Here is a 12,804-nt window from a genome sequence, read left to right on the forward strand (position 1 = left end):
CGGTTGTTGGCCCGGCCGTTCTCGTGCGGTTGGGGGGCGGTGTAGGGGGCCGCCGGCGCGGCGGCCGTGGCGGCGGGCGCGGCCCCGGGGGCGGCCAGCCCGGCCAGCAGGGCCAGCCCGAGCATGCCGAGACGAACGCGTAAGGCAGTCAAAGGAGTTCGGTTCCTTCCGTCAGGGGGTGTGGAAGTGCCGTTCCGGCGCCGATCCTGCCACGCGTGAGGACGGTGGACGCCGTGCGTCCCGGCCGAATCCCGCGCACCGGAGCGCCCTTTCCCGCGCACCGGAGCGCCCTTTCCCGCTCGACGGAGCGACCGCCCCCGCGGTGCAGGATGGCGAGGGACCCAGAGGGACTTCAGCGAGGAGGTACCACCGTGGCGGAGACGGACAAGGCACGCCAGGCACAGGGGGACGAGGCCCGCGAGGCGGTCGTGGAGGCCGCGCTGGGACGGCTCGGCCTCGACGCCAAGACGCGGCTGCTGGCCGGTCAGGACATGTGGACGCTGCCCGCCCTGCCGGAGATCGGCCTGCGGTCCCTGGTCATGTCCGACGGCCCGATCGGCGTCCGAGGGGTGCGCTGGACCGCGGACGACCCCTCCGTCGCCCTGCCCTCGCCCACCGCGCTCGCCGCCGCCTGGGACCCGGAACTCGCCCGCCGCGCGGGCGTGCTGCTCGCCCAGGAGGCCCGCCGCAAGGGCGTCCACGTCCTGCTCGCCCCCACCGTCAACCTGCACCGCTCCCCGCTCGGCGGCCGCCACTTCGAGGCCTACAGCGAGGACCCCCACCTGACCGGCGAGATCGGCAGCGGCTACGTCACCGGCGTCCAGTCCGGCGGCGTCGGCACCACCGTCAAGCACTTCGTCGCCAACGACGCCGAGACCGACCGCTTCACCGTCGACAACCTGGTCTCCGAACGCGCCCTGCGCGAGCTGTACCTGGCCCCCTTCGAGACCATCGTCGAACGCGCCCGCCCCTGGGGCGTCATGACCGCCTACAACTCGGTCAACGGCACGACCATGACCGAGCACCGTCACCTGGTCCAGGAGATCCTGCGCGGCGAGTGGGGCTTCGACGGCGTCAACGTCTCCGACTGGACGGCCGCCCGCGACACCGTGGGCGCCGTCGAGGGCGGTCTCGACGTCGCCATGCCGGGCCCCGACACGGTGTACGGCGAGGCCCTCGCCCGGGCCGTCCGGGACGGCCGGGTCAGCGAGAGGGCCGTCGACGCCGCCGTACGCCGGGTGCTGCGCCTCGCGGCCCGCGTCGGTGTCCTGGACGGCGCCGACCCGGTGGTCACCGAACCGCCCGCGCCCGTCGACGGCGAGGCCCTGGCCCGGGAGATCGCCCGCCGCTCCTTCGTCCTCGTCCGCAACGAGCGCGGCGCGCTCCCGCTGAAGCCAGGCACCGTGGCCCTGATCGGCGGCGCCGCCCGCGAGGCCCGCATCCTCGGCGGCGGCTCCGCCACCGTCTTCCCGGCCCGGATCGTCTCCCCGCTCGACGGCCTCACCGCCGCCCTCCCCGAGGGCGCGCTCGACTACGCCGTCGGCGCCCACCCGTCCACCGAACTCGCCGTCGCCGACGAGGGATTCGCCCTCCGCGCGGTCTGCCGCGACGCCGCCGGGGACGTCCTCGGCACCGCCTCGGCGCCCAACGGGCTGATCCAGTGGATGGGTACCGACCTGCCCGACGGCGTCACCCACGACACCCTCCACACCGTCGAGCTGACCGGCACCTTCACCCCCCGCGAGTCGGGACCGCACACCTTCGGCGTCCGGGGCATGGGCGCGTTCACCCTGACCGTCGACGGCACGACGTACTACGACGACGTCCAGCGCCCCGGCGAGGACGGGCCGTTCGAGGCGTTCTTCGCCGCCCCCGTGCCGCGCGCCCGGACCGAGCTCACGGCGGGCCGCACCGTCGACGTCTCCCTCACCTACGTGGTCCGGCTCCCCGAGGACCTCCCCATGAAGGTCGTCACCTTCGCCCTCGCCCACTCCGCCCCGCGGCGCGACCCGGACGAGCTGATCGCGGAGGCCGTCGTAGCCGCCCGCCGCGCCGACACGGCCGTCGTCGTGGTCGCCACCACCGACCGCGTCGAGTCCGAGGGCTTCGACCGCACCGACCTCGGGCTGCCCGGCCGCCAGGACGACCTGGTCCGCGCCGTCGCCGCCGCCAACCCGAACACCGTGGTGGTCGTCAACTCCGGCTCCCCGGTCGAACTGCCCTGGCGGGAGGAGGTCGCCGCCGTGCTGCTGACCTGGTTCCCCGGCCAGGAGGGCGGCGCCGCCCTCGCCGACGTGCTGACCGGCGCGCACGAACCCGGCGGCCGGCTCCCCACCACCTGGGGATCACTCGCCGACGCCCCCGTCACCCAGGTCGTCCCCGTGGACGGCCGGCTGCCCTACACCGAGGACCTGTTCATCGGCCACGCCGCCTGGGAGAAGGCCGGCCGCACCCCCGCGTACCCCTTCGGGCACGGCCTCGGCTACACCGACTGGACCTACGAGTCCCTGGAGGTCGACGGCACCACCGCGCGCGTCCGCGTCCGCAACACCGGCACCCGGCCCGGCCGGGAGGTCGTGCAGCTCTACCTGGCCCCCGAGGAGCCCCGCGCCGGGCGCCCGGCCCGCCGGCCGGCCGGGTTCGCGGGCGCCGAGGCCGGACCCGGCGAGAGCGTCGAGGTGAGCGTCGAGCTGCCCCGCCGCGCCTTCGAGGTCTGGGACGAGACGGCGAAGGACTGGGTAGTTGTGAAGGGTTCGTACGAGATCGCCGCCGGCCGCTCGATCACGGACCGCAGACTGACCGCGCCGATTAACGTCTGATCCGGGACAAGTCCCCACGAGCAGCCCCGGTCCGGGACCTGACCCCCGGACCGGGGCTCGGGGCCGGCCGGCGCACCGGGAAGCCGTACTCCGTCTCGGAGCCCGGCTAGCGCACCGAGAAGCCGTACACCGTCTCGGACCGGAAGACCTCTCCCGGGCGCAGCTCGGTGGTCGGGAAGTCCGGGCGGTTGGGCGAGTCCGGGTAGTGCTGGGTCTCCAGGGCGATGCCGTCGTTCGGGGCGAACGGCTCGGCCAGGTGGTCGCCGGTGTAGAGCTGCAGGCCCGGCTCCGTCGTGGCCACCGTGAGCACGCGTCCGGACATCGGGTCGTACAGCTCGGCGACCTCCTCGGCCGTCCCGGTCACGCCCTTGTCCAGCACCATGTTGTGGTCGTAGCCGGAGCCCACCTTGTGTGCCGTGCGGAAGTCGAAACGCGAACCGGTCACGTCCTGCGAGACGCCGGCCGGGATCAGGTCCGGCCCGACCGGGGTGTACCGGGAGGCGGCCAGCCGCAGCTCGTGACCGCCCGCGCCGCCGGAACCGGCCAGGTTCCAGTACGTGTGGTTGGTGAGGTTCACGACGGTCGGCGCGTCCGTGACGGCCTCGTAGGCGATCCGCAGCGCGCCGGACTCCTGAAGCGTGTACGTCGCCGCCACCTCCAGCCGGCCCGGGAACCCCTCCTCGCCGTCCGGGCTCACCCGGCTCAGCCGCACCCCGTGCTCGACCGGCTCGGCGTCCCACACCCGCTTGTCGAAGCCGCGCTCACCGCCGTGCAGTGAGTTGGGCCCGTCGTTCGCCGTCAGCGTGCGGGTGCGGCCCTCCAGTGTGAAGCGGGCACCCCCGATGCGGTTGGCGTACCGGCCGACCAGCGCCCCGAGGAACGGCTCCGGATGCTCCAGATAGCCGTCGAGCCCGGCGAACCCCAGCACCACGTCCGCCGTGCGCCCGTCCCGGCCCGGCACCTCGACCGACTGGACGATCCCGCCGTACGACAGCACGCGCACCCGCACCCCGGACCGCTCCAGCGTCCAGCGGTGCACCGGGGTGCCGTCGGAAAATGTGCCGAAGAGTTCACTCATGTGGGAAACCCTAGGTCACGGTTTCACCGCGGTCACCGTGCGGTAGGCGATCTCGGCGAGTCGGGCCTGCCCGTCCCGGCTGGGGTGGAACCAGTCCCAGTGGCTGAGCTGTTCGGTGTCGAAGCGGTAGTCGAACACGGCGTTGCGGTCGAAGCGGCAGCGGCGGTCCTTGCCGCAGACGTCCGCCAGCACCTCGTTGTACTCCTCCACCCGCTGCTGCACCGTGTCCCGCCGCACCACGGCCGCCCGGGTGAGATCGTCGGCGTCGCTCAGCATCGACGGGCAGATGCCCAGCTTCCACACCTGCTTGCCCAGCGGATTCGTCCGCCCCTGCGACCACAGCCGCTTCAGGTTCGGCACGCTCGCCACGTACACCTGCGCCTTCGGCAGCGTCGCCCGCAAGGTCGCCAGGGACTCCTCGAAACCCGCGCGGAAGTCGGCCACCGGCGTCATGGCGGAGGCCGACGAACGGCACGCGTCGTTCGCCCCGACCATCACCGTCACCAGCTGCGGGCCGCGGGCGGCCGCCCGGGCCATCTGGCCCGGCAGGTCGGACATCCGGGCGCCGGTCTCCGCGTAGTTCCAGCTGTGCCCGGCGGCGCCCGCCGCGCCCAGCAGCCGCACCGCCAGGCTGTCGACCCCGGCGTCACTGCCCGTCGCCCACGACACCTCCGGGCAGTCGGAGAGCACCGCGCAGGCGTCGAAACCGCGGGTGATGGAGTCACCGACCGCGGCGATCGAGTCAGGGCTGCGGTTCCACACCGGCGACGGTCTTGAGGCGGAACGGGACGCGCCGGCCCCGGGGTCCTTCGTGCCGTCCGCGCCGCCCCCACCGAAGGCGTCACACCCGGCCGTCGCCAGCACGGCCGTCACCACGACGGCGAGTGCGGCCCGCGCACGGAGCCCTCGCTTCCGCATCCTTGCTGGTCCCCTCGGTCGACGGTGTACTGCTCACTCCCATGACAACGTGCGAGGGTTCCCGGCGGTGGACCTTGGAACGGCGCACCCCCGTACAAGCGTCCCCCTGGGTGAATGGCGGGAGTTTCCTGGCACCGGGACCGACGGTACGTCACACTCCTTGCGCCCGCGCAAGGTAGCCTCGCCATCAACGCGGCCGTCGTGCCACTGCCGCCCCGCCAGTCCGCAAGATGTCCCGCTCTGCCCGGAGGTTCCGGTGACGACACGTGGAGTTCTGTACGTGCACTCCGCGCCGCGCGCGCTGTGTCCGCACGTCGAGTGGGCCGTGGCCGGGGTGCTCGGCACACGCGTCAGCCTGGACTGGATCCGGCAGCCCGCGGCCCCCGGCACCTGGCGCTCGGAGTTCTCCTGGCAGGGCGAGGTCGGCACGGCCTCCAAGCTCGCCTCCGCACTGCGCGGCTGGCACCTGCTGCGCTTCGAGGTGACCGCCGAGCCCTGCCCCACCGCCGAGGGCGAGCGCTACAGCTGCACCCCCGAACTGGGCATCTTCCACGCCGTCACCGGCATCCACGGCGACATCCTCATCCCCGAGGACCGCCTGCGCGCGGCCCTGCAGCGCAGCCGGCGCGAGGAGACCGACCTGGAGGCCGAGGTGTCCAGACTCCTCGGCAAGCCCTGGGACGACGAGCTGGAGCCGTTCAGGTACGCGGGGGAGGGCGCCCCGGTGCGCTGGCTGCACCAGGTCGTCTGAGTCCGACCGCCGCGAACGCCCGGAAGCGGATACGAGGAAGGGCCCCCACCGGCCGGTGGGGGCCCTTCCTCGTACGCTCAGACGGTGCGGAACGCCAGCACCACGTTGTGCCCGCCGAAGCCGAACGAGTCGTTCAGCGCGGCGATACGGCCCTCGGGCAGCGACCGGGGCTCGCCGACGACCACGTCCGCGTTGACCTCGGCGTCCAGCTCGCGCACGTTGATGGTCGGCGGAGCCGTGCGGTTGACCAGCGCCAGGATCGACGCGACGGTCTCGATGCCACCGGCACCACCGAGCAGGTGACCGGTCATCGACTTGGTCGCGGAGATGGCCATGTGGTCGACGTCGTCGCCGAACACCTTGCGCAGCGCCTTGATCTCCGCGACGTCACCCTGCGGCGTCGAGGTGGCGTGCGCGTTCACGTGCACGATCTCGGCCGGCTTCAGGTCGGTGTTGTCCAGCAGGTTCTGCAGCGCGTGCGCGATGCCGTTGCCGGACGGCTCGGGCTGCGTGATGTGGTGGCTGTCGGCGGAGATGCCCTGGCCGACCGCCTCCGCGTAGATCCGGGCGCCGCGGGCCTTCGCGTGCTCCTCGGACTCCAGGACGATCACGCCGGCGCCCTCGCCGAGCACGAAGCCGTCACGGCCGGAGTCGTACGGGCGGGACGCGCCCTGCGGGTCGTCGTTGTTCTTGGACATCGCCATCATGTTGCCGAACGCGGCGATCGGCAGCGGGTGGATGGCGGCCTCGGTGCCACCGGCCACGACCACGTCCGCACGCCCGGTGCGGATCATCTCGATCGCGTACCCGATGGCCTCAGCGCCCGAGGCGCAGGCCGAGACGGGGGTGTGCACACCGGCGCGGGCACCCAGCTCGATACCGACGTTGGCCGCCGGGGAGTTGGGCATCAGCATCGGCACGGTGTGCGGGGAGACGCGGCGTACGCCCTTCTCCTTGAGGATGTCGTACTGGTCCAGGAGCGTCGTCACGCCACCGATGCCGGAGGCGATGACCGCACCGAGACGGTCCGGGTTCACGGACGCGTCCTCACCGGCCTTGGCGGTGAAGCCGGCGTCCTTCCAGGCCTCCTGAGCGGCGATCAGCGCGAACTGCGCGGACCGGTCCAGCTTGCGGGCCTGCGGGCGGGGGATGATCTCCCCCGGCTCGACGGCGATCTGCGCGGCGATGCGGACCGGCAGCTCGGTCGCCCAGTCCTGCTCCAGGAGGCTCACGCCGGACCGGCCGGCGACGAGGGCCTCCCAGGTCGAAGCTACGTCGCCACCCAGCGGTGTGGTTGCGCCGATACCGGTGACGACCACGGTGCGATTGGTCGGGCTCACGGGAATTCTTTCTCCAACGGATACGGGATTCTACGGCGCCACCGCCGGGTGGCGGGGCCTAGCAGCCTGGCGGCCTAAGGGTGACTCAGGCCTGGTGCTTGAGGATGTAGTTGGTGGCGTCACCAACGGTCTTGAGGTTCTTGACGTCCTCGTCCGGGATCTTCACGTCGAAGCGCTCCTCGGCGGCGACGACGACCTCGACCATGGACAGCGAGTCGACGTCCAGGTCGTCGGTGAAGGACTTGTCCAGCTGGACGTCCTCGGTGGGGATCCCGGCGATCTCGTTCACGATCTCGGCGAGACCGGCGACGATCTCTTCCTGAGTGGCGGCCATGTCAGGCGCTCCTTCTTCGATGTTCCAGACGGTTTGTGGCAGTTGTCCCCTGCCGGATCGCATGATCCGGCACGGAGTGCCTAGGGGAGGGTAACGACCGTGGCGGCGTAGACGAGACCCGCCCCGAATCCGATGACGAGCGCGGTGTCGCCGCTCTTCGCCTCGCCGGTCGCCAGGAGCCGCTCCATCGCGAGCGGGATCGAGGCGGCCGACGTGTTGCCGGTGGTGCGGATGTCACGGGCGACCGTGACGTGCTCCGGCAGTTTCAGCGTCTTCACCATCGAGTCGATGATCCGCACGTTGGCCTGGTGCGGGATGAAGACGTCCAGTTCGTCCGCGGTGATCCCGGCCGCGTCCAGCGCCTGCTGGGCGACCTTCGCCATCTCGAACACGGCCCAGCGGAACACCGCCTGGCCCTCCTGCGTGATCGCAGGGAACTTGATGTTGCCCTCGGTGTCGACGGGCAGGTCCGCGGGGGTGTCCCCGCCCGAGTTGAGCCGGGCGTTGGGGAAGAACCGGTCCCACGTGACGGTCTGCTTGATGGTCCCGGACTTGTCGCCCTCGGAGCCCCAGACGGTCGGGCCGATCGCCGGCTCCTTGGAGGGGCCCACCACGACCGCGCCGGCACCGTCACCGAACAGGAAGGCCGTGGCCCGGTCCTCCAGGTCGGTCAGGTCGCTGAGCCGCTCCACACCGAGGACCAGCACGTACTCGGCGGAGCCCTCCACCACCATGCCCTTGGCGAGCGTGAGGCCGTAGCCGAAGCCCGCGCAGCCCGCCGAGATGTCGAAGGCGGCGGCCTTGTGGGTGCCCAGCTTGTCGGCGATCTCGGTGGCGACGGCCGGCGTCTGGGCGAAGTGCGAGACGGTGGAGACGACCACGGCGCCGATCTGCTCGGCGGTGATGCCCGCGTCGGCGATCGCCTTGCCGGCGGCCTCGAGGGACATCGCGGCGACCGTCTCCTCGGGGCCCGCCCAGTGCCGGGTCTCGATGCCGGAGCGCGAACGGATCCACTCGTCGGACGAGTCGATCTTCTCCAGGATCACCTCGTTGGGCACGACCCGGGTCGGGCGGTAGCCGCCGACGCCGAGGATGCGCGCGTACGGGGCGCCCTTGCTGGGCTTGATCTTCGCCATGGTCGGTACGGCTCCTTAGGCGTCAGCGTCGGTGTGCTCGGCGATGAGCGCACGGGCCGCGTCGAGATCGTCGGGGGTCTTCAGGGCGAGCGTCCTGACACCGGGCAGGGCCCGCTTGGCCAGGCCGGTCAGCGTGCCGCCCGGGCACACCTCGATGAGCGCGGTGACGCCCAGCGCCTTGAACGTCTCCATGCACAGGTCCCAGCGCACCGGGTTGGCGACCTGGCCGACCAGCCGCTCCAGCACCTCGGCGCCGGTCGCGACGGTCCGGCCGTCCTTGTTGGAGACGTAGGTGATCTTCGGGTCGGCGGGCGCCAGCGCCGCGGCCGCCTCGGCCAGCGTCTCCACGGCGGGGGCCATGTGCCGGGTGTGGAAGGCGCCGGCGACCTTGAGCGCGACGACCTTGCGGACGCCCTCGGGCATGTCCTCGTTCAGCGCGGCGAGCTGCTCCAGCGTGCCGGCCGCGACGATCTGGCCGGCGCCGTTGATGTTCGCCGGGGTCAGGCCCAGCTTCTCCAGGTGCGCGACGGAGACGTCGGGGTCACCGCCGAGCAGCGCCGACATGCCGGTCTCGGTGATGGCGGCGGCGTCGGCCATGGCCAGACCCCGCTTGCGCACCAGACCGAGCGCGGCGGTGTCGTCGAGGACGCCCGCGAAGGCGGCGGCGGTGATCTCACCGACGCTGTGGCCGGCGACCGCGCCCGGGGCGAGGTCGGCGATGTCACCGAGTGCCGCGGCGGACAGGATCCCGGCGGCGACCAGCAGCGGCTGGGCCACCGCGGTGTCGCGGATGGCGTCCGCGTCGGCCTGGGTGCCGTAGTGGACCAGGTCCAGACCGATGGCCTCCGACCACGCGGCGACGCGGTCCGAGGCACCGGGGAGGTCGAGCCAGGGAGTCAGGAAGCCGGGCGTCTGGGCACCCTGGCCGGGAGCGACGAGTACGAGCACTCTCACACTCTCTCTTGGGGACGGCCGCGGCCGCCCGTGGGGACAGGGACGAAGAACACGGGGGGCTTTTGTGGGCCCCCGACAAAAGCCTAGGGTTGGGCGTCTCCATCAGCCAGACGCCCCAGGATCAGCGCGATCCGCAGTGTGAACGCGGATCGTACATCCGAAGGCGACCAGCCGGTGACGTCTGTCACACGTCGGAGCCGGTAGCGCACGGTGTTCGGGTGAACGAAGAGCATCCTGGCCGCGCCCTCCAGGCTGCTCGCCTGCTCCAGGTAGACACTCAGGGTTTCCAGGAGTGCCGAGCCCGCCTCCTCCAGCGGTCTGTAGATCTCCTCCACCAACTGCTCGCGGGCGCTCGGATCGCCCGCCATGGCGCGCTCCGGCAGCAGATCGTCCGCCAGCACCGGGCGCGGAGCGTCCTGCCAGGCGGAACACGCCTTCAGCCCGGCCGCGGCGGCCTGCGCGGAGCGGGTCGCGGCCAGCAGGTCGGGCACGACGGGACCGGCCACCACCGGTCCGGCGGCGTACGGCCCGATCAGCGACCTGGCCACGGCCAGCGGGTTGGGGTTGCCGCCCGCGATGACGACGAGCCGGTCCCCGAGCACCCCGGTGAGCACCTGGAGCTTGGCGTGGCGGGCGGCCCGCCGGATGGCCTCGACGGTCAGCTCGCTGTCCCCGTCGGGCGCGGTCCCGAGCACCACGCACACGTGCTCCGGGGAGTTCCAGCCGAGCGCGGCGGCCCGGCTCACGGCGCCCTCGTCGGCCTCACCGCTGAGCACGGCGTTGACGACCAGCGACTCCAGGCGCGCGTCCCAGGCACCGCGTGCCTCGGCGGCCTGCGCGTAGACCTGCGCGGTCGCGAAGGCGATCTCCCGCGCGTACACCAGCAGCGCCTCGCGCAGCACGCTCTCGTCGCCCGGGGCCGCGACCTCGTCGATGGCGGACTCCATCACCTCGATGGTGGTCCGCACCATCTCGACGGTCTGCCGCAGCGTGATGGCCCGGGTCAGCTCGCGGGGCGCCGTCCCGAAGACGTCCGTGGAGATCGCCTGGGGCGCGTCGGGGTGCCGGAACCACTCGGTGAAGGCCGCGATGCCCGCCTGGGCCACGAGCCCGATCCAGGAACGGTTCTCCGGGGGCATGGCCCGGTACCACGAAAGCGTCTCGTCCATGCGCGCGATGGCCTGCGCGGCGAGGCTCCCGGAGGACTTCTCCAGCCGCTTCAGGGTCGCCATGTGCGGATGGGCGGGGCGTGCTGCGGGGTCGCTGTGACGGGTTACGGGTTCGGGCACGGGGACAAGACTGCCTTATCCGGACGGGAGCGTGTGCCGCCGGGGTCGCGGGCGGGTGGGCCGCGGGACCGGCGGCGGTCCCCGGCGCGGTCTACGGTGGTGCCCGTGATGGACGTACGGCGCGCCGCGGAGCGCTATCGCGGAGGGGACCCGGAGGCCGGGATCGACACCCGCCACGCCTTCTCCTTCGGCCCGCACTACGACCCCGGCAACCTGCGCTTCGGGGCGGTGATCGCCTGCAACGAGGAGCGGCTCGCGCCCGGCGCGGGCTTCGATGAGCACCCGCACAGCCACACCGAGATCGTGACCTGGGTGGTCGAGGGCGAGCTGACCCACCGCGACTCCACCGGCCGCGAGAGCAGGGTCAGGCCCGGCGACGTCCAGCACCTCGGCGCCGCGGCGGGCGTCCGGCACGCGGAGCGCAACGACTCCGACCGCCCGCTGACCTTCGTGCAGATGTGGCTCGCGCCGCTGGCGCCGGGCGGGGAGCCGTCGTACGACATCGTCCCGGGCATCGCGGACGCCACCCCGTACGCCGTCCCGGCCGCGGGGGCGATGCTGCACGTGCGGCGGCTGGCCCCGGGCGAGCGGACGGCGGTGCCGGACGCCGCGCAGGTCTACGCGCACGTGGTGCGCGGGGAGGTCGTCCTCGGCGTGGAGCGCCTCGGCCCCGGGGACTCGGCGCGGATCACCGGGGAGCGGGGCCTGGCCGCGGTGGGCGTCACGGCGGCGGAACTGCTGCTGTGGGAGATGGCGGCCTGACACCCGCGGCCGGCGGGGCCGTGGCGCCCGCCGCCGCTGGCGGGATCAGCCCCGCGAGGAGGCCAGCACGGCGTCGGTGAACGCGGGCCACGCCTCGATCGCCCAGGGCCCGAACGCCCGGTCCGTCAGGGCGACCGCGGCCAGCCCCGCGTCCGGGTCGATCCACAGGAACGTACCGGACTGACCGAAGTGCCCGAAGGTCCGGGGCGAGGAGGAACCGCCCGTCCAGTGCGGCGACTTGGCGTCCCGGATCTCGAAGCCCAGCCCCCAGTCGTTCGGGTTCTGGTGCCCGTAGCCCGGCAGCACCCCCTTGGTCCCCGGGTACTGCGTGCTCATCGCCTCGGCCACGGTCCGCGGATCCAGCAGCCGCGGCGCCTGCACCTCCGCCGCGAACCGCAGCAGGTCCTCGACCGTGGAGACGCCGTCCTTCGCGGGGGAGCCCTCCAGCGAGGTCGCCGTCATCCCCAGCGGCGCCAGCACCGCCTGCCGCAGGTACTCCGCGAACGGGATGTCCGTCGCCTTGGCGATGTGGTCCCCGAGCTGCTCGAACCCGGCGTTGGAGTACAGCCGGCGCTCCCCGGGCGGGGCCATCACCCGGTGCTCGTCGAAGGCCAGCCCGGAGGTGTGCGCGAGCAGATGACGGACGGTCGATCCGGGCGGCCCGGCCGGTTCGTCCAGCTCGACGGCGCCCTCCTCGTACGCGACGAGCGCCGCGTAAGCGGCGAGCGGCTTGGTCACCGAGGCCAGCGGGAAGCGGTGTCCGGCGGGCCCGTGCGTCCCGAGGACGGTTCCGTCCGCCCGGACGACACCCGCGGCGGCGGTGGGGACGGGCCAGTTCTCGATCAGCGCCAGACTCTGCAACGACATGCCGGCGAGCCTAGTGCCGACTCACAGCAGCAGCCGCATCGAGGGGTCGGGATCACGGGCGAAACCGAGGGAGGAGTACAGGGGCTCCGCCTCGGGGGAGGCGTTCAGCAGCACGTGCCCGGCCCCACGCCCGCGGAACCAGTCCAGCAGTCCCTCCATGCACGCCCGCGCGTACCCGCGGCGCCGCGCGTCGGGGTCGGTCGCCACACTGAAGACGTGCCCCACCCGGCCGTGCGGATTGCCGGCCTTGCCGATGCGGTACTCCACCGTCCCCGCCACGAGCGCGGCCAGCGCCCCGGGCCGCTCCGGGTGCTCCACCACGAACGCCGCGAAGTCACCGTCGTGTTCACCGAGCCTGGCGCGCAGCGTCGGCAGGGACTCGGCCTGCCAGCCGGTCGCGCCACCCACGCCCCCGCCGAACACGGAGTCGATCATCACCTGACGCAGGCGCAGCACTTCCGCGGCGTCCTCGGGCACGGCCCGGCGTACGAGATCCATGACCGCACGCTAACCCGGCGTACCCGGGGCGCGCCCCGGGATTTCTTACCGGTATCCG

12 protein-coding genes are annotated in these 12,804 nt (G+C 72.9%); 3 read left to right on the forward strand and 9 right to left on the reverse strand.

Translation table 11 applies throughout. The features are described 5' to 3' along the window. The first annotated feature begins 371 nt into the window (after window positions 1-371). On the forward strand, window positions 372-2,819 hold the full coding sequence (locus tag V7E45_RS19790; protein WP_443056101.1) for a beta-glucosidase H: 2,448 nt from the start codon (window positions 372-374) through the stop codon (window positions 2,817-2,819). Window positions 2,820-2,925: 106 nt separating this feature from the next. Here V7E45_RS19790 and V7E45_RS19795 read toward each other — a convergent pair whose 3' ends face one another. Next, window positions 2,926-3,897 carry an aldose epimerase family protein gene (locus V7E45_RS19795; protein WP_333775517.1) on the reverse strand — a complete coding sequence of 324 codons (972 nt, stop codon included), beginning with the start codon at window positions 3,895-3,897 and terminating at the stop codon, window positions 2,926-2,928. Between the two features lie 15 nt (window positions 3,898-3,912). Next, complete coding sequence (locus tag V7E45_RS19800) at window positions 3,913-4,815, reverse strand: SGNH/GDSL hydrolase family protein (RefSeq protein WP_333775518.1); 903 nt, start codon at window positions 4,813-4,815, stop codon at window positions 3,913-3,915. Between the two features lie 256 nt (window positions 4,816-5,071). Between V7E45_RS19800 and V7E45_RS19805 the strand changes: the two genes are divergently transcribed. Next, window positions 5,072-5,566, forward strand: coding sequence for a DUF3145 domain-containing protein (locus V7E45_RS19805; protein WP_333775519.1), 495 nt, complete (start codon window positions 5,072-5,074; stop codon window positions 5,564-5,566). Between the two features lie 77 nt (window positions 5,567-5,643). Here V7E45_RS19805 and fabF read toward each other — a convergent pair whose 3' ends face one another. The 5 genes from fabF to fasR all read right to left on the reverse strand — a co-directional run bounded on the left by fabF (window position 5,644) and on the right by fasR (window position 10,619). Beyond that, window positions 5,644-6,906: a beta-ketoacyl-ACP synthase II gene (gene fabF / locus V7E45_RS19810; protein ID WP_333775520.1), complete on the reverse strand. Its 1,263-nt coding sequence runs from the start codon at window positions 6,904-6,906 to the stop codon at window positions 5,644-5,646. Between the two features lie 85 nt (window positions 6,907-6,991). Beyond that, window positions 6,992-7,240 (reverse strand): acyl carrier protein, encoded by a 249-nt coding sequence (locus V7E45_RS19815; RefSeq protein WP_133921367.1) that lies wholly within the window; start codon window positions 7,238-7,240, stop codon window positions 6,992-6,994. Between the two features lie 80 nt (window positions 7,241-7,320). After that, complete coding sequence (locus tag V7E45_RS19820; protein ID WP_333775521.1) at window positions 7,321-8,376, reverse strand: ketoacyl-ACP synthase III; 1,056 nt, start codon at window positions 8,374-8,376, stop codon at window positions 7,321-7,323. Window positions 8,377-8,391: 15 nt separating this feature from the next. Beyond that, a complete protein-coding gene (locus tag V7E45_RS19825) occupies window positions 8,392-9,324 on the reverse strand; it encodes an ACP S-malonyltransferase (protein ID WP_333775522.1) in 933 nt (310 codons plus the stop codon). 89 nt (window positions 9,325-9,413) lie between these two features. Continuing rightward, complete coding sequence (fasR, locus tag V7E45_RS19830; protein ID WP_333775523.1) at window positions 9,414-10,619, reverse strand: fatty acid biosynthesis transcriptional regulator FasR; 1,206 nt, start codon at window positions 10,617-10,619, stop codon at window positions 9,414-9,416. A gap of 108 nt (window positions 10,620-10,727) precedes the next feature. Between fasR and V7E45_RS19835 the strand changes: the two genes are divergently transcribed. Beyond that, window positions 10,728-11,381, forward strand: a complete 654-nt coding sequence (locus V7E45_RS19835; protein WP_333775542.1) for a pirin family protein — start codon at window positions 10,728-10,730, stop codon at window positions 11,379-11,381. A gap of 45 nt (window positions 11,382-11,426) precedes the next feature. Here the strand turns inward: V7E45_RS19835 and V7E45_RS19840 are convergent, their stop codons facing one another. Further along, window positions 11,427-12,248: a serine hydrolase domain-containing protein gene (locus tag V7E45_RS19840; RefSeq protein WP_333775525.1), complete on the reverse strand. Its 822-nt coding sequence runs from the start codon at window positions 12,246-12,248 to the stop codon at window positions 11,427-11,429. A 21-nt stretch (window positions 12,249-12,269) separates the two neighbouring features. Further along, window positions 12,270-12,746, reverse strand: coding sequence for a GNAT family N-acetyltransferase (locus V7E45_RS19845; RefSeq protein WP_333775526.1), 477 nt, complete (start codon window positions 12,744-12,746; stop codon window positions 12,270-12,272). Window positions 12,747-12,804: the final 58 nt, after the last annotated feature.

Origin of the sequence: Streptomyces sp. IBSBF 3136, from assembly GCF_036815105.1 — a bacterium.
In the GTDB taxonomy this organism is placed as follows: domain Bacteria; phylum Actinomycetota; class Actinomycetes; order Streptomycetales; family Streptomycetaceae; genus Streptomyces.